The 19712-nt window shown below is 34.5% G+C and carries 21 protein-coding genes and 1 pseudogene; 16 read left to right on the top strand and 6 right to left on the bottom strand.

Annotated features, from left to right (window positions below):
• Positions 1 to 8: 8 nt before the first annotated feature.
• A complete protein-coding gene (gene xylB / locus AD60_RS01300; RefSeq protein WP_158248348.1) occupies positions 9 to 1481 on the top strand; it encodes a xylulokinase in 1473 nt (490 codons plus the stop codon).
• 161 nt (positions 1482 to 1642) lie between these two features.
• Positions 1643 to 2629 carry a 2-hydroxyacid dehydrogenase gene (locus AD60_RS01295; protein WP_103876372.1) on the top strand — a complete coding sequence of 329 codons (987 nt, stop codon included), beginning with the start codon at positions 1643 to 1645 and terminating at the stop codon, positions 2627 to 2629.
• Positions 2630 to 2631: 2 nt separating this feature from the next.
• Here the strand turns inward: AD60_RS01295 and lnt are convergent, their stop codons facing one another.
• Positions 2632 to 4107, bottom strand: a complete 1476-nt coding sequence (lnt, locus tag AD60_RS01290; protein ID WP_103876371.1) for an apolipoprotein N-acyltransferase — start codon at positions 4105 to 4107, stop codon at positions 2632 to 2634.
• 341 nt (positions 4108 to 4448) lie between these two features.
• On the opposite strand from lnt, the gene AD60_RS01285 reads away from it, so the two are divergent.
• Positions 4449 to 5948, top strand: coding sequence for a carboxypeptidase M32 (locus AD60_RS01285; protein ID WP_103876370.1), 1500 nt, complete (start codon positions 4449 to 4451; stop codon positions 5946 to 5948).
• Between the two features lie 117 nt (positions 5949 to 6065).
• Here AD60_RS01285 and AD60_RS10135 read toward each other — a convergent pair whose 3' ends face one another.
• Positions 6066 to 6242 (bottom strand): hypothetical protein, encoded by a 177-nt coding sequence (locus tag AD60_RS10135; RefSeq protein ID WP_158248347.1) that lies wholly within the window; start codon positions 6240 to 6242, stop codon positions 6066 to 6068.
• 3 nt (positions 6243 to 6245) lie between these two features.
• A complete protein-coding gene (locus AD60_RS01280; protein ID WP_233186781.1) occupies positions 6246 to 6449 on the bottom strand; it encodes a hypothetical protein in 204 nt (67 codons plus the stop codon).
• Positions 6450 to 6548: 99 nt separating this feature from the next.
• On the opposite strand from AD60_RS01280, the gene AD60_RS01275 reads away from it, so the two are divergent.
• The 12 genes from AD60_RS01275 to AD60_RS01225 all read left to right on the top strand — a co-directional run bounded on the left by AD60_RS01275 (position 6549) and on the right by AD60_RS01225 (position 16407).
• Positions 6549 to 6740, top strand: coding sequence for an ATP-binding cassette domain-containing protein (locus AD60_RS01275; RefSeq protein WP_341805509.1), 192 nt, complete (start codon positions 6549 to 6551; stop codon positions 6738 to 6740).
• On the top strand, positions 6737 to 6883 hold the full coding sequence (locus AD60_RS10130; protein ID WP_158248346.1) for a hypothetical protein: 147 nt from the start codon (positions 6737 to 6739) through the stop codon (positions 6881 to 6883). Before AD60_RS01275 ends, AD60_RS10130 begins: the two co-directional genes overlap by 4 nt.
• A 191-nt stretch (positions 6884 to 7074) precedes the next feature.
• A complete protein-coding gene (locus AD60_RS01270; RefSeq protein WP_103876380.1) occupies positions 7075 to 8280 on the top strand; it encodes a dihydroorotase in 1206 nt (401 codons plus the stop codon).
• Positions 8267 to 9136, top strand: a complete 870-nt coding sequence (gene pyrF / locus AD60_RS01265) for an orotidine-5'-phosphate decarboxylase (protein ID WP_103876369.1) — start codon at positions 8267 to 8269, stop codon at positions 9134 to 9136. Before AD60_RS01270 ends, pyrF begins: the two co-directional genes overlap by 14 nt.
• Complete coding sequence (locus AD60_RS01260) at positions 9120 to 9860, top strand: dihydroorotate dehydrogenase electron transfer subunit (RefSeq protein WP_199177802.1); 741 nt, start codon at positions 9120 to 9122, stop codon at positions 9858 to 9860. The genes pyrF and AD60_RS01260 overlap by 17 nt, the downstream gene beginning before the upstream one ends.
• Complete coding sequence (locus tag AD60_RS01255; RefSeq protein ID WP_103927202.1) at positions 9853 to 10755, top strand: dihydroorotate dehydrogenase; 903 nt, start codon at positions 9853 to 9855, stop codon at positions 10753 to 10755. The genes AD60_RS01260 and AD60_RS01255 overlap by 8 nt, the downstream gene beginning before the upstream one ends.
• A 174-nt stretch (positions 10756 to 10929) precedes the next feature.
• Positions 10930 to 11703: a Fe-S cluster assembly ATPase SufC gene (gene sufC / locus AD60_RS01250; RefSeq protein ID WP_103876366.1), complete on the top strand. Its 774-nt coding sequence runs from the start codon at positions 10930 to 10932 to the stop codon at positions 11701 to 11703.
• 4 nt (positions 11704 to 11707) lie between these two features.
• Entirely contained in the window at positions 11708 to 13123 is a 1416-nt protein-coding gene (gene sufB / locus AD60_RS01245; RefSeq protein WP_103876365.1) for a Fe-S cluster assembly protein SufB, read from the top strand.
• A gap of 40 nt (positions 13124 to 13163) precedes the next feature.
• Entirely contained in the window at positions 13164 to 14381 is a 1218-nt protein-coding gene (locus AD60_RS01240; RefSeq protein WP_103927201.1) for a SufD family Fe-S cluster assembly protein, read from the top strand.
• Positions 14359 to 15585 carry a cysteine desulfurase gene (locus AD60_RS01235; RefSeq protein WP_103876363.1) on the top strand — a complete coding sequence of 409 codons (1227 nt, stop codon included), beginning with the start codon at positions 14359 to 14361 and terminating at the stop codon, positions 15583 to 15585. The genes AD60_RS01240 and AD60_RS01235 overlap by 23 nt, the downstream gene beginning before the upstream one ends.
• Positions 15546 to 16004, top strand: coding sequence for a Fe-S cluster assembly sulfur transfer protein SufU (gene sufU, locus AD60_RS01230; RefSeq protein WP_233186779.1), 459 nt, complete (start codon positions 15546 to 15548; stop codon positions 16002 to 16004). Before AD60_RS01235 ends, sufU begins: the two co-directional genes overlap by 40 nt.
• Complete coding sequence (locus AD60_RS01225) at positions 15988 to 16407, top strand: CoA-binding protein (protein ID WP_233186778.1); 420 nt, start codon at positions 15988 to 15990, stop codon at positions 16405 to 16407. The genes sufU and AD60_RS01225 overlap by 17 nt, the downstream gene beginning before the upstream one ends.
• Positions 16408 to 16442: 35 nt before the next feature.
• Here the strand turns inward: AD60_RS01225 and AD60_RS01220 are convergent, their stop codons facing one another.
• Positions 16443 to 17654 carry a sigma-70 family RNA polymerase sigma factor gene (locus AD60_RS01220; RefSeq protein ID WP_370445626.1) on the bottom strand — a complete coding sequence of 404 codons (1212 nt, stop codon included), beginning with the start codon at positions 17652 to 17654 and terminating at the stop codon, positions 16443 to 16445.
• 256 nt (positions 17655 to 17910) lie between these two features.
• Complete coding sequence (locus AD60_RS01215) at positions 17911 to 18564, bottom strand: histidinol phosphate phosphatase domain-containing protein (RefSeq protein ID WP_103876361.1); 654 nt, start codon at positions 18562 to 18564, stop codon at positions 17911 to 17913.
• 253 nt (positions 18565 to 18817) lie between these two features.
• On the opposite strand from AD60_RS01215, the gene AD60_RS01210 reads away from it, so the two are divergent.
• Positions 18818 to 19327, top strand: a complete 510-nt coding sequence (locus tag AD60_RS01210; RefSeq protein WP_103876360.1) for a gamma carbonic anhydrase family protein — start codon at positions 18818 to 18820, stop codon at positions 19325 to 19327.
• A 17-nt stretch (positions 19328 to 19344) separates the two neighbouring features.
• Here the strand turns inward: AD60_RS01210 and AD60_RS01205 are convergent.
• A pseudogene (locus AD60_RS01205) lies at positions 19345 to 19712 on the bottom strand (acetate kinase); the annotation flags it as partial.

Genomic DNA, 19712 nt, shown 5'->3' with positions numbered 1-19712 from the left:
TGATCATTTTGCGAAAATATCTAGGTATAGATGTTGGAACAACTGGATTGAAAGGTTTAGTTATATCTGAAGAAGGAGAACTTTTGGATAGTTATTCTTATCCATTAGAAATGAAAGTTCCCAAACCGGCATGGGCTGAACAAGACCCTGAAGATTGGTGGAATGGTGTATACGAAATATTAAAAAAAGTGTCCAGAACGCATCGAATAGATGTAATAGGTTTTTCCGGACAAATGCATAGCTTGGTGGTTTTGGATGAAAATAATAAACCTATTAGGCCCGCAATCCTTTGGTGGGATCAAAGGACCACTCCCCAGTGTAAAAAAGCCACAGAAGTTTTTGGTGGTGAAGAAAAGGTTATCTCCAAAATAGGGAATCCCTTTTTGGAAGGTTTCACTTTCCCAAAAATACTGTGGTTAAAAGAAAATGAAATAGAGAATTTTAAAAAAATAAAGAAGATTCTTCTACCTAAGGATTATATTGTTTTTAAGTTAACGGGTAGTATTGGTATGGACTATTCGGATGCTTCTGGAACGGCATGTTTTAATGTAAAAACAAATTATTGGGATGAAGATATATTTGAAACTTTTGGCATTAATATGGACATAATGCCTGAATTGTATCCTTCTTATGGGATTCGAGGTGAATTAAAAGAAAGCTTGCAAAATGAATTGGGATGGAGGAACACAAAAGTCGTTTCAGGAGGAGCAGATAATGCATCAGCTGCATTTGGAATAGGTATATCAAAAGTGGGAGAGTCGATGGTTAGTATCGGAACTTCAGGCACTGTTTTAACCCTCACTGAAAAAAAAGTTCCTGATTTATCGGGCAAAATACATTACTTTAACTATGTAATACAAGATAAATATTACTACATGGGAGTAATGCTTTCAGCCGCTCATTCCCTAAATTGGGTAAAATATAGATTTTTCCCCAGTTTGGATTGGACGGAAATAGAAGAAAGAACAAACCTTTCAGTACCGGGTTCAAATGGTATTATTTTTCTTCCTTATTTAAACGGAGAAAGAACCCCACATAGAGACCCTAACGCAAGAGGTGTTTTTTTTGGGATTTCTTCCTTGAATACTGAAAATGACATACTAAGAGCAACAATGGAAGGTATAACCTTTGGCCTTAGGGATTCCTTTGAACTTATAAAAGAAAAAACAGAGATAAAAGATATTAGAATAGTTGGGGGTGGGGCCAAAAATAAAACATGGGCAAAGATAGTTGCAACAAACTTCAAAATGCCTGTTAAAATGCCTAAAATTGATGAAGGCGGTGCGTATGGAGCAGCTATGTTGGCTGCAGTAGGAGATGGACAAAAGCTCGAAGATGTTTTAAAATGGGTAAAATTCAAAGAAATTATTGAACCTAATTATCAAGATACAAAGATTTACGATGATTATTATGAGGCTTATAGGAACTTGTATAAATCATTGAAAGGAAATTTTGAAGATTTGGCAAGAATTCAAAGATGATATATAAAAAGCGGCTAAAGCCGCTTTGAAATTTGTAAGTTTAATTCCGACTTTTTTTGTGATATAATTATTATTGACCATTAAACGGTTTCCTTGTGGGTGCGGGGCGAAGGGGCGCTAAAGACAGCAAAAATAATCACTTTGAGGGGGCATTGAAAAAATTGAAAGTATTGTTTATGAACAAGTTAAACTCGTATTGGAAAGAAAAAATTAGTGAGTTGAAGAAATTATTTCCCAACGATGAATTTCTAGATAGTGAAGAAATCAGCAATATTGAAAATGCTATGGAAGTTGCAGATGCAATAGTGTTTGGTGGAGATTTGGATGAGAATATCTTGGGAAAATCAAAGAATTTGAAAATAATCTTTGTTCCCTATGCTGGGGTGAACCAATTACCCTTAGAAGTACTTAAAGAAAAAGGCATTAGCGTTGCAAATAGTCATGGTAACGCCAGAATAGTAGCAGAAAGGGCTTTTACGCTTGCTTTAGCTCTTCTCGGAAAAATTGTGTCTTATCATAACGATTTAAAAGAAGGAATTTGGCATGGATTTAGTGCTGGAGAAAGTGTTAAAGATTCGTGGGTATCTATTCAGAACAAAAGTTGTGCAATATTGGGATTAGGCAATATAGGGAAAAATCTTGCACAAATGCTTAAAACCTTTGATTGTAAAATTGTTGGTTATAAAAGAAACGCGAATATAGAAATTGAAAATGTGGATGAGATCAGTTCCGATTTAGATTATGTAATAGAAAAAAGTGAAATTGTATTCGTAACGCTACCTTTGACGAAATATACAAAAGGGCTTATCGATGAAAAGGTGTTTAATAAAATGGATGGCAAATACATAATAAACGTTGGAAGAGGTGATGTTATAGATCAAAGTGCACTATATGAAGCTTTGAAGTCCAAAAAATTAGCGGGAGCCGCTATAGATGTTTGGTACAATTATCCTACCACAGAAAAACCATCAATTTTGCCAGCTAATTACCCGATTCATACCTTTGATAACGTTGTTTTATCTCCACATGTTGGAGGGTATAACACTGAAGCTACAAAGTACAGTATCGATGAAACTATAGAAAATATAAAAAGCTTTTTAAAAGACGGTATGGTAAAAGACTTAATTGATTTAGAATTTGGATATTGAGTTTAAAGAATTGCAAGCAAAAGTGCTCCGATAAAAAATAATATTTTTAAAATGTCTGAAGCCTTAGAGTAAAAAGAGATCTTATCGTTTGGATTGACAAAAAGGATTCCCGTTTTTTCTTCTTGGGAGTCGAATATGTTGGTGATCCTTCCATATTTGTCAATTGAGCCAGTTAAGCCTGTATTTGATACTTGGATAAAATCTCTTCTTGTTTCTACGGCTCTAAAAACACCCTGGCTGAAGTGTTGAAAGAGACCTGTTTTAGAATAAAACCAACCGTCGTTAGAGATTGCAATCAATAAATTTGCTCCATTCTTAGCTTGATTTATTGAAACCTCCGGGAAATAAGTTTCAAAACATATTTGAACGCCAAAATCAGTTTCATTTAATGAAAAGGTTGAGTATTCCTCCCCGGATGTATAAAAGTTTAATAATCTAAAAACATCAAAGTTTCCAAATATAGTTTCATATGGCAAAAATTCAGCAAATGGGGTTAATTTAACTTTATCGTAGATCCCCTGAATACTCCCATGTTGGTTATATACCCAGGCAGAGTTAAAATGGTTATTGCTTTCTATCCTTGGATGTCCTAAAATTACAGGTTTGTATAAGTTTTGAATGTCTCTTACTATTTGGCCTTCTATTTCTGACTTTGAGACGTCTTCAAGAAAAGTTGATTCTGGAAAAACCACTACATCCACATCCCTATTTTTAAATTCTTGGATATTCTTAGAAAAGGTTGAATAATCTTGTATTGGATTTGAGGAGTACTTGATCTCTTGAGGTACATTCGTTTGAACGACTCCAACTTTTATGGAATCATTTGTGCTATTAATAGGAGGTAGATACCTAACAATAGCGAAGTTAGAAATGTATATAGTAGTAAATATAACAAGAATTTTTAATGCCTTATCACGTGAATTATCGAAGGCTATCAGAGAATTGACAAAAACTATGATAAAAGTCAGACCAAAAGAGCCTATAATAGAGACGATTTGTATTATTCCAGTGTGATCATAAAGTGCATATGATAAATTCCCTCCCATAAAAGCCAAATCTCCAAAACCCCTTAAGACTTCAGCGATGGTGTATGCAAAAGAATAGAAAAAAAGCAGTGAAAGATAATTATATTGTCTATCTTTTCTATGATAAAGTTCTGATAAAAGCCAGATGATGAGATAAGGTATCATTAAAAGTACTATCATTCCAACGTATCCAAAAAAACCGACGATTGGAGAATAATTTTTTAGAATTCGGGGTATATTTTTGGACAAAGTGGGAAGCAACCACCAAAGAGTAGTTACCAGCATGGAAGAAGAGTATATTATCGTATGTAACAATCTTTCATAATGAGTTTTTGATCCGGCAATATTCCTCAGAAAAAAAACCAGTGAAAACCAGATGAGAAAAGAAAATAAATTACCTGGCATAGCCAATCCGGTTAAAATACCTGAAATTAAAGTAAGTAGATAATTCATGATTACCCCCTGAATTATATTTTGAAAATCGTGTATAAATATGTTGCTGATACAATATTATACAGCAAACTTTTGGATAGTTCAAGAAATCTGATATAATTAGGATAACTAACAAAATCTGTTTGCTGTTCTGTGCAAAAGAACTTTTTTTGTTTGCTGCAGTGTGCAAACGATGTTTTTTTAGTGATTTTGACCTTGATTTGGGGTTTTTAAGGGGGGTTCCCCTTAACGTATGGGGATCTTAAGGGGTTTACCCCTTAACGTATGGGTGAAGGGGCGCTATATATAAAGTTTTAGAAATTCTAAAGATTGAAAAAATCTATATAAGAGGGGGTAAAAAGATGCCTAAATTTGAAGAATTTAAAGAGTTTCAAGCCAAGATTTCAAGATACGGTCAGGCTATTGCACTTATGCATTGGGATCTAGAAACTAATGCTCCAAACAATGCTATTGAGTATCGTTCTAAAGCTTTAGGAGAACTTACGGAGGCACTGTTTAAAATGTCTGTTTCCGATCAAATGGGTGAATTTTTGGATTATTTTTCAAAGAAGGAAAATTATGGTGAATTGGGTGAATTTGATCAAGCGATGGTAAGGGTAGCCAAGAAAGATTTCGATAAGTTTAAAAAGTTACCTCCACAACTTGTCCGAAAATTAGCCGAAACAACTTCAAAAGCAGGTCATTTTTGGAAAAAAGCCAGAGAAGAAGACAACTTTTCTATGTTCGAACCTTATTTAAAAGAAGTAGTTTCTTTAGAAAAAGAACAAGCGGAAGCTTTGGGATACGAAAAAAATAGATATGATGCTCTTTTAGACTTATTCGAGCCAGGGATGAAAACAGATACGTTGAGAGGCACAACAAATTACTTAAAAGAGCATTTACTACCTTTTATGCAAGAGCTTTTTGAAAATGGGAAAGAACCAAGATACGATTTCTTTGAAGGTGATTTCGACGTAAATAAGCAGAAAGAGTTATCTCTGGAAGCGTTAAAATTTATGAATTTCGATTTCGATTCTGGACGTATGGACATGTCTGCTCATCCTTTCACTACAAAAATTGGTCCAAAAGACGTAAGAATTACCACAAGGTACAACAACAAAGATCTGAGATATTCTTTATTTTCAACTATGCACGAAGGTGGACATGCTTTATACGAACTTCATATTCCTGAGGAATTTTTTGAAACTTCTTTGGATGAAGGTGCTTCGATGGCTGTGCATGAATCTCAATCAAGATTTTGGGAAAATATTATAGGAAGAGGGCCTCGTTTTTGGGTTTTCTTTTCTAAAAAGTTAAAAGATATTTTTCCATCTTTTGAAGGAATAAGTAGTGATGAACTGTATAAGGGTGTAAATATAGTTAAAAAAGACTTCATCAGGACTGAGGCAGATGAAGTAACTTACAACTTTCATATTATGTTGAGATTTGAAATTGAAGAAGCACTGATCAACGATAGAATAAAAGTAAATGAACTTCCTACGGTATGGAGGGATAAAATGAAAGAATATTTAGGTATCGTGCCACCAAACGACGCAGTAGGTGTGTTGCAAGATGTACATTGGTCAAATGGACAATTTGGTTATTTTCCTTCATACATGTTGGGCAATCTATACAGTGCTCAATTGTTCTCAAAGTTGAAGAAGGATTTAAAAGATTATCCATCTCAAATAGAAAGAGGAGATTCAGCAGAAGTTTTGAATTGGATGGTTGAGAATGTTCATAAGTACGGTAAAATGTACGAACCAGAAGAACTTTTGAAAAAGGTTACAGGTGAAACTCTTAATCCCAAATATTTTGTAGACTATATAAAAGAGAAGTTTTCTACAATTTATGGTTTGTAATTAAAAAACCCCCATCTATATACGATGGGGGTTTTAAAATTGATCACAGCTATTTGTTTTCTCGAACCTGCTTCTTTCCGTTTAGTTTACTAAAAAATCATCTCTCAACTGTCAAAGTCAGGATAAATTAGTGCTAATTTTGATGAACTCTTCTCTTTCTTCCCCTTCAAAAACATAAAAAGAAACAGCAGAAGGCTTTCTTTTCAACGTGTATTTTTTCACGAATGGATCAATCTCTTTCGGTGTGAATTCTTTTGGTATATCCTTTAAATCATAGTACCTTAAATGCTTCAATGTTTAAGCGAGCTGCTTTTTCGTATCTTTCTTCGTTAAAAGATAATACAAACCACCTTTTTTCAGCCCTTTTATCTCTTCATCTATTATCTCAAGGGCTTCATCGTATTTAACATCCCATTTTAATTTTAAAACGTTTATGTAATTGATGATGTTTTTATTTTTATCTGGTCTATCACTTTCTAAGTAATGAATAACATAATTCAAAATCGGTCTTATGAACTGTCCTTTTAAAAAAACACTTGAAAATCATATGGGAAAGTATATAATGAGATTAAGAAGGATGGAATACTCAAAGAAAACATAATGCTGGATGATGGATTCACTGAAGAAGAATTCATGAAGGCGGTAAAGAAAGCTAAGGTAGATAAATTCGTAGGGCTTTTAGATGAAGGATACGATACTGTAGTGGGAGAAATGAGAAGTAAGCCATCAGATGGGCAAAGGCAGAGAATAGCGATAGCAAGAGCATTGATAAGGAGACCAGCAGTTATTTGACTTCATCTTTTCCCGTGACAGAAGAGTTAAATGACATACTGTTATGGATATTGTTAGGAACTGGGGTATTTTTATTTTTCTTCACAGTAGTAGCGGGAAAAAAGATAACAAAAGAAACTGTAAAATTAACGATTCCAGATTGAAAGGAGTTAAGAATAAAGTTTATATAGACAGTTTGGAGAAAAAATGATTTTCAATTGGTTTATTTTCATAAAAGCCAAAGGTAGTGTTAAACTTGAAGTCAAACAAAGTTAACACTGCTTTTTTTCTATTTATTTATATTAATAGTAAAATTGAGAGAACAAAAAAGAATCTATTTTGGGGGGGAATTAAAATAAGTGTTCTGATTAAAAATTGTCGAATTGTGGATGAAGAAAAAGATTTATTTGGGGATTTGTACATTAAAGATGAAAAGATAGATAATTATGGGAGAGATTTGAATTACGATGCATATACTATAGATGCTAAGGGTTTGGTTGTTATGCCAGCATTTGTAGATATGCATGCGCACTTCAGAGATCCAGGTTATACTTATAAAGAAGATTTACATTCTGGAAGTTTAGCTGCGTTGAAAGGCGGATACACATGTGTGAATCTGATGGGGAATACCAATCCTATATGCAGTGGAATGAACGTTGTTAATTATGTGTTGAACAAAGCTAAAGAATTAAATTTGATCGATATTCACCAAACGGTTTCTATTACAAAGAGCTTTGATGGAAAATCTTTAGAACATTTGGATTATGTAGATGACAATGTGAAATTCATATCTGATGATGGAAAAGGTGTTCAGTCAAATTTAACTATGTATTTAGCGATGGTGAAGGCAAAGGAGAAAGGGTTAACTATCATAGCACATGAAGAAGACAATGGAATAGTAACGATAAACACGAGACTTTCCGAAAATTTGATGACTTTTAGAGATATATACCTTGCGAAATTGACAGGAGCCTCTCTTCATTTAGCCCACGTAAGTACGAAAGAGGCAATAGAAGGTATAAGAAAGGCGAAAAGAAAAATACAAAATCTTACCTGCGAAGTTACCCCCCATCACTTAGCCTTATACAGTTACGATTACAAAGTTAATCCTCCAATAAGAGAAAAAGAAGATGTTTTGGAAATAATCGATGGAATAAAGGATGGGACCGTAGATATTATAGCAACTGATCACGCCCCTCATTCTATGCAGGACAAAGAAAAAGGAGCACCAGGTATCTCAGGGTTAGAAACTGCTTTCCCCGTTTGTTATACGAAGTTGGTAAAAAGTGAAGAAATTTCACTTAATCGCTTATCTCAACTTATGTCTTCAAAACCAGCACAAATGCTAGGGGTTAAAAAAGGAAAAATACAAGTAGGATACGATGGAGATGTAGTTATTGTAGATCTAGAAAAGAAGGTTAAAATCAACAAAGACGAATTTTTATCCAAAGGCAAGAATACTCCTTTTGATGGGATGGAATTTTATGGAGAAGTTATAGCAACAATTAGAAAGGGAGAGATTAAATACAAAAAGGGGAGTGTCAAATTTGATAATAGATAGATTATTCAACGAGGTTGAAAAAAATGGGAATGTTTGTGTCGGATTGGATTCACATTTGGATTATATACCAGTTAACTTGAAAGAAAAGTATCAAGATATTGATGAAGTTTTGTTCAAATACAACAAAGAGATAATAGACAAAACATGTGATTTAGTACCTGTCTATAAATTACAAATAGCATATTATGAAGCATACGGCATAAAAGGCCTTTTAGGGTATAAAAAAACGATAGAATATTTGAGAAGTATAAAAAAGATAACAATCGGGGATATAAAAAGAGGAGATATTTCATCCACGGCTGAGATGTACGCTAAAGCTCATTTTGAAGGGGAGTTTGAGGTTGATTTTATAACGTTGAATCCATATCTTGGTTTTGATACCTTAACACCTTTCCTTAAATACATTGAAAGTGGAGAAAAAGGAGTCTTCGTGCTTCTAAGAACATCGAATCCAGGAGCCAAAGACATCCAGTATTTGAAAGTATCTCCAAAAGATGAATATCTTTATTACATTGTCGGAGACAAACTCAATGAAATAGGGACCAAGTACCGAGGAAGTTGTGGCTACAGTTCAATAGGTGCGGTTGTAGGTGGGACACATGTTGATGAAGCCAAAGAAATTAGAAATAGATACAAAAATATGTTCTTTTTAATCCCTGGATACGGTCATCAAGGTGCTACTGGGAAAGACGTTTCCCTTTATTTAAACAACGGTAATGGCGGTGTTATTAACTCTTCAAGGGGAATAATTACCGCTTATAAAAACTACGAAGATGGGAACCAAAGATTTGCAGATTATGCCAGAAAAGCCGTACTTGAAATGAGGGAGGATATACAAAGTGAAAGTGGGGTATAGGGAAGTTGATATTTTCTCTAATACTGAAATCGCAAAAGATATATTCGAGTTAAAAGTTCAGATCGAATCCAACGACAGTATGGGTGATCCTGGACAGTTTTATATGCTGCGTAGTTGGGATCTGGATCCTCTTTTGTCTAGACCTTTTAGTATATGCAATGTGGAAGAAAGCGTTTTGACTTTCTTGTACAAAGTTGTTGGTCGAGGAACAAATTACCTATCCAAACTGAAACCAAAAGATAAGTTAAAGGTTTTAGGTCCCTTGGGAAACGGTTTTAATTTGAATGTGAGTGGAAAGGTCGCCTTAATTTCAGGTGGTATCGGCATAGCTCCAATGATTTATTTGGCAAAAAAGTTGAATACAGGGATAGATTTTTATGCTGGATTCACAAATGAAGTTTATTATATGGACTACGTACGAAAGTATGTGGCTAAGATCTATATAACGACCGAAGATGGTTCTACAGGTCAAAAAGGTTTCATAACGGATATATTCAGACCAGAAAAATATGACGTTGTTTTCACTTGTGGCCCTTCCCCCATGATGAAAAAAGTAGTTGAAAATTGTGAGAATAAGTCTTCTGTTTTTGTTTCTATGGAAAGTGTCATGGCTTGTGGTATGGGGGCATGCTTGGGATGCAGTATAAAGACAAAATCTGGGATGAAAAGGGTATGTAAAGAAGGGCCTGTTTTCAAGGGAGAGGAGGTATTTTTTGATGATTGATACCAAAGTAAACATCGCTGGGGTAGAGTTTAAAAACCCAGTAATAGCTGCTTCTGGGACTTTTGGTTTTGGTAGAGAGTTTTCAGAATACTTTCCCATCTCTAAATTGGGTGGATTATCCACCAAAGGGCTAACTTTAAGGCAAAGAGAAGGAAATAAAGGTGTACGGATTCACGAAACCACAGGCGGAATAATGAACAGTATTGGCTTACAAAATCCCGGCATAGATGCATTTATTGAAGAAGAGCTCCCTTTCCTAAACAGCCAAGATACGGTGATAATTGCCAATGTTAGTGGAAATACGATCGAAGAATACGTTATTTCTGTTGAAAAGCTGAATCAAACCGAAATAGATATGATAGAGCTAAACATTTCCTGCCCCAACGTTAAAGAAGGAGGCATTTCTTTCGGTACAAAGGCAGAAATAGCTAGCAACGTTGTAACACAAGTTAGAAAAGTTTGCCAAAAGCCCCTAATAGTAAAATTATCTCCAAGTGCTGAAAATATGGTTGAAATGGCTGAAAGTTGCGTTGAAGCAGGAGCAGACGCACTATCACTTGTAAACACTTTTCCTGCCTTAGCGATAGATATAAGCAAGAAAAAAGCCATTTTTGATAATATAACTGCGGGTCTATCAGGGCCTTGTATAAAACCCATTGCTTTAAGAATGGTGTATGAAGTTTCAAAAGCTGTTGATGTTCCTATTATAGGTATTGGGGGAATTATGGATTATAGAGATGTGATTGAGTATATAATGGCAGGTGCGTGGGCTGTGCAAGTAGGCACTGCTAATTTTATAAATCCCAATGCTTGTGCTGAAATAATTGAAGGTATAGAAGAATATTTACAAAAAGAAGGGATTTCAACTTTAGAGGAAATAAGAGGGATCATTTAGTATTTTAAAATATGTTGAAACTTAACTAATTATGGAGATTCTGGTTTAAACTTTAAGTGTTGTTTAAGGTACTGTTTTTTGTACAATTTTTCTTGACTTAAAGTTGACTAATATGGTAGAATTTAAAGTAAAGCATGCACAAAATAACATTGCTAATTAGAAGGAGGAAAAGGGATGTCAGCTCTTTTAGAAATACAGGATTTAAGGGTAAAAGTTAGAGATGAAGATGTTGAAATATTAAAAGGCGTTAACTTAATTATAAATAAGGGTGAGATACATGCATTAATGGGGCCAAATGGGTCCGGAAAATCTACATTAGCCCATGTTATCATGGGAAATCCAAAATATCAAATTACTTCAGGAGATATCTTATTCGAAGGGCAATCCATTTTAGATCTTTCTACAGATGAAAGGGCTAAATTAGGTTTGTTTATGTCTTTTCAAACTCCTGAAGAGGTTGAAGGAATAAAGATGAGACAATTCTTGATTAATTCCTTCAGAAACATCCATAAAGAGGATAAAATTACACTATTAGAATTGAATAAAGTAATATCCCAGTTATCCCGAAATTTAGATCTCAACGGAGAATTTCTGGAAAGATATATCAATACCGGGTTTTCCGGTGGTGAAAAGAAAAAAAGTGAAATACTACAAATGGGTTTTCTAAAACCAAAATTGAGTATATTGGATGAGATAGATTCCGGTTTAGATATTGATGCACTGAGGATAGTTGCAGAAAACATCAACAGAGTAAAAACTGGTAATATGGGAGTATTACTCATTACACACTATCAAAGAATCTTGAACTTTGTTGTTCCTGATTACGTACATATCTACATAGACGGGAAAATAGTAAAAACAGGATCAGAAGAATTAGCTAAAGAGATAGAGGAAAACGGTTACTCAACGTTGGAGCAAGAAATGGGAATAACTATTTCTGAGGAGTGAAATCATGGCAAAAAATGAAAATGTTAATATAGAAGATTTATTGGTAGACCAGAGCAAATTCGATTTTAAAAATCCCGAGACGTATGTTTACAAAACTATTCCGGGTTTAAACGAAAAGGTAGTTCAAGAAATATCCGAACAAAAAGAAGAACCTACCTGGATGAGAGATTTACGATTAAAATCTTTACATATATTTAACACGTGGAGGGATCCTCGATTCGGGGTTGATGTTTCTGACTTAGATGTAAGTAAAATTGTTGCATACATTAGGCCAAGGGGAAAAACATCTGGATCGTGGGATGACGTCCCTGCGGAAATAAAGGATACTTTCGATAAACTAGGAATTCCAGAGGCAGAGAAAAAGGCATTGGCTGGTGTTGGTGCACAATACGATTCGGAAATCGTTTATCAAAATATAAAAAAAGAGCTTGAAAATTTGGGAGTTATATTTTTAAATATGGAAAGTGCGGTTAAAAAGTATCCTGATTTAGTTAAAGAATATTTCATGAAAGCAGTGGCTCCTACGAACCATAAGTATGCCGCTTTACATGGTGCTGTGTGGAGCGGAGGTACATTTTTATACGTCCCAAAAGGTGTAAAAGTTCCATTGCCGCTTCAAGCTTATTTTAGAATGAATAATCCTGGAATGGGGCAGATGGAGCATACGATAATAGTTGCTGATGAAGGAAGTGAACTGGCTTTCATAGAAGGATGTTCTGCTCCTTATTATGAAGTAACAAACCTCCATGCTGGGATGGTAGAAATATACGTAAAGAAAGGTGCAAGGGTAAAATATGCAACGATTCAGAACTGGAGCAAAAACACATACAATTTGAATACAAAAAGGGCAATAGTGGATGAAGACGGTATAATGGAGTGGGTATCAGGCTCTTTGGGGAGTCATAAAACAATGATATATCCATCTTCAATACTGAGAGGCAAAGGAGCGAAAACCGAAACTAAGGCGATCACTTATGCTGGGCCAAATCAACATATGGATTCAGGATCCAAAGTTTTCATGTTTGCACCATATACCAGCGCAAATGTCGATGCACGAAGTATAAGTATCGGCGGTGGTTGGGCCTTTTACAGAGGATGGTTGAAGTTAGGAGAGAACGCCAAAGGTGCAAAAGCTTCGGTATCTTGTCAAGCCTTGATGCTTGATAACGAATCTAAAAGTGATACCGTGCCTCTTATCGAGGTTTACACTGATGAGGCAGATGTTGGACATGAAGCGCGTATAGGTAGAATCAAAGAAGAGCAGATTTACTATTTGATGAGTAGAGGGTTAAGTGAAGCTGAGGCTAAAGCCATGGTGGTTAGAGGTTTTGTAGAACCTTTTGCCAAGGAGCTTCCATTGGAGTATGCTATTGAGTTGAACAGATTAATTAATTTAGAAGTAGAATCAAGCATAGGATAACCATTTTGATTGAAATAGTTATAACAAGGGGTGAACAACAATGGAGACAATTTTTGAGAAACCTATAGATATGAGGCATAAAGATCTAAAAGCGGTTGAATGGCAAATTCCCCAAATTACACCAAAAAGAGATTACGGGGATTACGAATTTCAAGCATCTTTGGAACACATCTCTAATGAAATGTTAAAGACATTCAAAAGTTATAGATACGAAGCTTACAAAAATTGGGGCTTCCCTAAATGGAAAAGGGCAAAATTAAATGGTTATGAGCCAGATAAATATGTTTCCTTTGTCCCTGTTAGTACAAGTGGAAAGATACTAGCTTTGAATGGAATCGACCAAGAAGGGATAGAAATCTTGGCAAAATACGATTTTGAAGGTGCTCATAGGAAATTCCTTTTGATGGCTGAAGCGTTCTCTAATACGGGTTTTTATCTAAAAACCAACGAAGGAGAAGAAAGAGAACCGATTATTTTAACGTATGATTGGAAGTCCCCTATATATGAAACCTCTGTTTACAACATAAGTCCATTCTCTAAAGCTACTGTAATTAGATATATAAAGTCCAACAAAAATGAAAATTTATTTAGAACGACTTCAAATAGAATAATAGTAAGAGAAAATGCTTCTTTAGAATTGATAAATATAAATTTATGTAACAACGACAGTTTAAACATTGATAACACTTTTGTTGAAGTACAAAAAAACGGGAAGGTTCAAGTCACAGATATAAATATAGGAGGGAGAATTACCTCGCCACATATTGTGTTCAGACTTGCTGGCGAAGGTGCGCAGGCTCAGTTATTTCCTTATTTTTTGGGAAATAAAGATAACGTTATTGATATGCTTTATTTAATGAGGTTCTATTCACCTGAAACAACCGGGGCGATCGATGCCAAAGGTGTTATTAAAGACGAATCAAAGGCTGCATTCAGGGGTTTTCTTGATTTGAAAAAAGGAGCAAAAGAAGCTAATGCCTCCGAATCGGAGTATACTTTAACTCTTTCTGAAAAAGCTAAAGCAGAAGCGTTACCTAGTTTGTTGGTAGATGAAAATGAGGTAAATGCTTCACATGCTGCTACGGTGGGTACTATTGAAAAAGAAAAATTATATTATCTAATGACTCGTGGATTCTCATTGGAAGAAGCAAAAAAATTAATTTCTTCAGGTTTGTTTGAATCTGCAATAGATAGAATTAAAGTTTTTGATGAAGGGATGAGTCGGGAGGTAAAAGATGTTATCTTCCAAAGAATATGAGGAGATATTTCCAGCTTTAAAAAGAAAAATAAATGGGCATAAATTGATCTATCTTGACAATGCTGCCACCACGTTAAGGCCCAAGGAAGTTATGGATGCTGTAAATGAATACAGCCTCAACCATCATGCCAACGTCCACAGATCAACACACACCTTAGCAGCTGAAGCTACTAAGTATTATGAAGATGCAAGGAGTAAAGTTGCAAATTTCATAAACTCCGAAACTGAGGAAGTTATTTTTACAAAAGGTGCAACTGAATCTCTCAATCTTATAGCATATTCAATTGCAGATTCAAATATATTACGATCTGATGATGAAATTCTAATATCTACAATAGAACATCATGCAAATTTTGTTCCCTGGCAGCAAATAGCCAAAATTTTTAATTTAAAGATAAAATACTATCCCGCTAAAAGTGGGATTTTTGATTTATCTGATTTTCTCAAGCATATTACAAATAAAACGAGGTTAGTAAGTATTACCGCTTTGTCAAACGTTACCGGTCAACTTATCCCAGTTAATACTTTAATAAAACAAATTAGAAATATCAGACAAGATGTAATTATTGTTGTGGATGGGGCTCAAGCTGTACCTCACCTTCCTATCGATGTAAAAAAGATGGATTGTGATTTTATAGCCTTTTCCGGTCATAAAATGCTTGGACCAACGGGAATAGGTGTGTTGTATGGCAAAAGAAAGTATTTAAACGAGATGACCCCTTTTTTGTTTGGGGGAGAGATGATCGACAAAGTATCTACGGATGGGACTACTTTCAACGTTTTACCTTACAAATTTGAGGCGGGAACTCCAAACGTTGACGGAGCGGTAGGATTAGCTAAAGCCATAGAAATACTTGAGAGGATCGGCATGGATAATATTCAAGAACATGAAAAACAACTTACCTCATATGCCTTGAAAAAATTAAAAGAGTTGGATTTTTTAGAAATATTCGGTCCTCAAGACGAAACGCAACAGTCAATAATATCATTCAATATAAAAGGTGTACACCCTCACGATGTAGCTCATTTGTTGAACGATTTAACGGGAATAGCCATTAGAAGTGGTCATCATTGTGCACAGCCCTTGATGAAAGAGTTTGGTACATCCGCCACATGTAGGATAAGCTTTTATGTGTATAATGAAGAAGAAGATGTTGATAAATTATGCGATGGATTAAAAAAAGTTTGGGAGTGGTTGAAATAGGACTAGAAGAACTTTACTCTGATATAATTTTAGATTATGCAAAAAATGAGAGATACAAAAAAGAGATACAAGACGCTAAAAAAGCGGAAGGGAAAAATTTGTCTTGTGGAGATGAGATTACCCTTTATTTAAAAGTAAAAGATAACATAATAAAAGAAGTCACTTTCACAGGACATGGCTGTATTATAAGCCAGGCAAGTGCTTCAATGATGTGTGAATACCTTGAAGGAAAAACCGTAGACGAGGCGAATAAAATATTACAAGAAATTATAAATATGTCACAAGGCAAAGAATTCGATAAAGAATTAGTAGATGGGATAGAAATTTTTTCTGATATCTCCAAGTTCCCAATGAGAACTAAATGTTTCACTCTTGCTTGGCATACGTTGGATGACGCACTTAATGGAAAAAATATGTGAACTAAAACAACAAGGAGGTATTGTTTTGATAGATCTAAAAAACATAAAAAATATTGCTATAATTGGAGCAACCCGCAATAAAGAAAAATATGGGTATAAAATTTTGGAAAATTTAAAAGATAAAGGTTTTACAATTTATCCAATTAACCCAAAGTATGAGGAAATCGAAGGAATAAAAACATACGCTTCTGTAAAAGATCTACCTAAAGATGAAATAGATTTGATTGTTTTTGTCGTTCCCCCACAAATTGGAATAACAGCTGTTAAAGAGGCATATGAAGAAGGATTCAGAAAATTTTGGTTCCAACCAGGTGCAGAATCAGATGAAATTGAAAAATATTTAGAAAAATTACCTGGTGTAGAGTTTTCTTTTATCAAATGTATAATGGTAGAAACGAATTAAATTTAAAAAACCGCCTAACGAGGCGGCCTTTTTCATTAAATTTCTACAATATCTTTTAGTTGTGCCACTCTGTTAGGATGTCTCAATTTTCTCAACGCCTTAGTTTCTATCTGCCTTATTCTTTCCCTTGTAACGTTGAAGAATTGTCCAACTTCTTCTAACGTCTTTTGTTTACCATCTAAGAATCCATACCTCATTTTCAAAACCAAAGCTTCTTTAGAATTTAAGGTGTCAAGTACTTCCTCCAGCCTTTCTTTCATAATCATTTTTTGAGCTTCTTCTTCGGGAGTTGTTTCATCGGTACTGATGAAATCTCCTGTTTCAGATTCTTCATCGTCACCATTACCACTGGATATAGGTGAATTTAAAGAAAGTACATCTTTTGCACTTATTAGGATTTCATTAATTTTATCTTCTGGCTTATCTAAAATTTCTGCAAGTTCTTTTGCTGAAGGATAATCTCCGTTTTCTTGCAAATAATCTCTAATGACTTTGTTCATTCTATTTATAGTTTCTACTAAATGAACTGGAATTCTAATCGTTCTTGCTTGATCAGCTATGGATCTAGTGATTGCCTGTCTAATCCACCATGTAGCATAAGTTGAGAACTTAAAGCCTTTTCTCCAGTCAAATTTGTCAACAGCCTTTATCAATCCGATATTTCCCTCTTGGATCAGATCCAAAAAAGTCAAACCTCTACCTATGTATCTTTTCGCTATACTGATAACTAACCTTAAATTTGCCTTTATCAATTCGTCTCTGGCTTTTTGATCACCTTTTTGTGCTCTTCTAGCTAATTGCCTTTCTCTGGAAGGGCTTAAAAGGTCAACTTTGCTTATTTCTTTAAGATATATTTTTATAGGATCACCTAAGGAGATGTTGTCATACATTTGAAGCCCTGTATCTGAAAATAGTTCTTCAACCTCGTCATTTTCATATTCCGATTCATTTAAGGAATCTTTCTCTTCTTCAACGTCCCCTTCTATTATTTCTATTCCTTCTGCTTCCAAAGCCTCATATATCTTTTCTATATAATCACTATCAATTTCATCCGCTATATTTGCAGGAATAGCATTATCGATATCGGAATAAGATAACTTATTTCCTTTCTTTTTTGCTTTACTTATTAATAATGAAATGAAAGTATCGACTGATTTTACTTTTTTCTCGGGCTTTTTTACTTTTACTTTGATTGTTTCCCCGTCTTTTTCAGTGCCTTCAAAATCGATATTTTCTATTCTTCTCATAATTTTTTTCTCTTCTTTCTCGCTTATTCTTTTGTTGTTCACATAATTCCCTCCTTTCATAAGAAAATACTGTCTTCATAAACTCTAAAACACTATATATAGTGTCTTTTTATACCTTGTTACACCCGGAACAACGCCTTTCATGTTTTAAAGTCCTCCAATGAAACCATTTGTTTAGACACCAATGATATGATTTGGTTCTAAAAATACACATATAAATAAAAAGTTTTGGTAAATCTTACATTAAAAATATAATCTACAATAATTCCAAGGGATTTTTTTCGACAATCTTTTTTGCCTCTTCTATACTTAAACCAGCCGATAAAGCAACTTTTAAACTAAAATCATAGTCCAAGAAATCATCGGGCCCATGAGCGTCACTATTTACTAGTAATTTTGCTTCATATTTTTGAGCCAATTTTCTCACATGCCCATTGGATAAGCTATGGCCTTTTCTGGCACTTAATTCCAAAAAGACTCCGTTTTTTGCAGCAAGGGCTACTTCTTCCTCACTAATTAAGCCGGGGTGAGCTAAGATATCCACATACTTTGACGTTACGGCGTAATAATTAGTTTTTTTAAATACTGGTTCGACTATAGTTTCTCCGTGAACCAATACAATATCAGCTCCGTTTTCTTTTGCATGTTTTGCAAGATTATCTATCAGTAAAGGAGGAACGTGAGTGATTTCAACTCCTTTTAAAATCTTGATCCCTTCAAAGTAGCTACTTTCATTATCAACGAATTTGTTCAAACTGTTTAAAACAAAATCGATGTTGGATTCATCCACATGATCAGATATTGCAATAGCCGTATAACCATGAATTTGTGCATGCCTTATCTGTTCGCTACATATTAATTCTCCGTCACTCAAAATTGTGTGTGTGTGAAAATCATAAAGTTTATTCAAAAAGAGCCCCCCTTTTTATCTTAATAATAGTATACAAATCTTTAATTGTTTTAAATCTAATAGTAACTCATTCATCTTGAAGTTTAACAAACTCTGTAGTATAATGTAATTGGAAAAGAAAGATCCCCCTATCCCCCTGAGATAAACCCAGACATTCTTGCCGGATCCATCATGGATCTGGTTTTTTTTATCCTCTACTTTTTTATGTATAATTATATCACAAAAACTTTAGCTAAATAAAAGAGGTGAAATTATGCTTTATGAGTATAAAGGCAAATATCCTGTTGTTGAAGAAGATGTTTTTCTAGCGCCTGGTAGCCAGATTATTGGTGATGTAAAGATCGCTAAAGGATCGAGTATTTGGTACAATGTCACATTGAGAGGGGATATTTGTTCTATAACCATTGGGGAATTCACCAACGTACAAGATAACTCAGTAGTTCATATTGATACCGAATACCCAACTATAATCGGAAGTTACGTTACCATTGGACACAACGCTATTATACATGGATGTGAAATCTCTAATAACTGTCTCATAGGGATGGGAGCAACTATATTAAATGGTGCAAAGATAGGTGAAGGATGTCTTATAGGAGCTGGAGCTTTGGTAACAGAAAACAAAATAATTCCTCCTAAAAGTTTAGTTTTAGGAGTTCCAGGAAAGGTCATAAGAAACCTAACTGACGAAGAATTTGAGCAAATTAGGGAACATGCTAAAGAATACTATAATTTGGCAAAAAGTTATAGAGACAAACGGTAATGCCTAGCTAAAGTGCATTACTGTTTACTGCTTAATTCTTCCACTACTCTTTTTGTATCCTGAGCTATCATTAATTCTTCATTAGTTTTTACTATCAGTACATCCACATCGGAGTCTGAAGTTGAGATAATCCCTTCTTTTCTATTCAACAAAGTATTTTTTTCTTTATCAATTTTAACTCCAAAGAAGTCTAAATAATCACAGACATCCATTCTTACATGTTCGTCATTTTCTCCCACACCCGCTGTGAATACCAATACATCTAATCCTTTTAGTATGGTTATATAACTTCCTATGTATTTTGCTAAACGATATACATACACATCGTATGCCAACTTTGCCTTTTTATCCCCATTTTCTATTCCTTTTCTGATGTCTCTCATGT

Source organism: Petrotoga sp. SL27 (assembly GCF_002924605.1).
GTDB classification, from domain to species: domain Bacteria; phylum Thermotogota; class Thermotogae; order Petrotogales; family Petrotogaceae; genus Petrotoga; species Petrotoga sibirica.
The sequence above is the reverse complement of the archived record's forward strand: the minus strand, read 5'-3'. Positions and strand labels throughout refer to the sequence as shown.

Bases quoted from the DNA above. Each gene is read 5' to 3' on its own strand.
- sufC (WP_103876366.1), top strand. From the start codon at position 10,930: ATGTCAGCTCTTTTAGAAATACAGGATTTAAGGGTAAAAGTTAGAGAT.
- AD60_RS01240 (WP_103927201.1), top strand. From the start codon at position 13,164: ATGGAGACAATTTTTGAGAAACCTATAGATATGAGGCATAAAGATCTA.
- AD60_RS01255 (WP_103927202.1), top strand. From the start codon at position 9,853: ATGATTGATACCAAAGTAAACATCGCTGGGGTAGAGTTTAAAAACCCA.
- AD60_RS01275 (WP_341805509.1), top strand. From the start codon at position 6,549: ATGCTGGATGATGGATTCACTGAAGAAGAATTCATGAAGGCGGTAAAG.
- AD60_RS01220 (WP_370445626.1), bottom strand. From the start codon at position 17,654: ATGAGAAGAATAGAAAATATCGATTTTGAAGGCACTGAAAAAGACGGG.
- lnt (WP_103876371.1), bottom strand. From the start codon at position 4,107: ATGAATTATCTACTTACTTTAATTTCAGGTATTTTAACCGGATTGGCT.
- AD60_RS01285 (WP_103876370.1), top strand. From the start codon at position 4,449: ATGCCTAAATTTGAAGAATTTAAAGAGTTTCAAGCCAAGATTTCAAGA.
- AD60_RS01235 (WP_103876363.1), top strand. From the start codon at position 14,359: ATGTTATCTTCCAAAGAATATGAGGAGATATTTCCAGCTTTAAAAAGA.
- AD60_RS01225 (WP_233186778.1), top strand. From the start codon at position 15,988: ATGGAAAAAATATGTGAACTAAAACAACAAGGAGGTATTGTTTTGATA.
- sufU (WP_233186779.1), top strand. From the start codon at position 15,546: ATGCGATGGATTAAAAAAAGTTTGGGAGTGGTTGAAATAGGACTAGAA.
- AD60_RS01210 (WP_103876360.1), top strand. From the start codon at position 18,818: ATGCTTTATGAGTATAAAGGCAAATATCCTGTTGTTGAAGAAGATGTT.
- sufB (WP_103876365.1), top strand. From the start codon at position 11,708: ATGGCAAAAAATGAAAATGTTAATATAGAAGATTTATTGGTAGACCAG.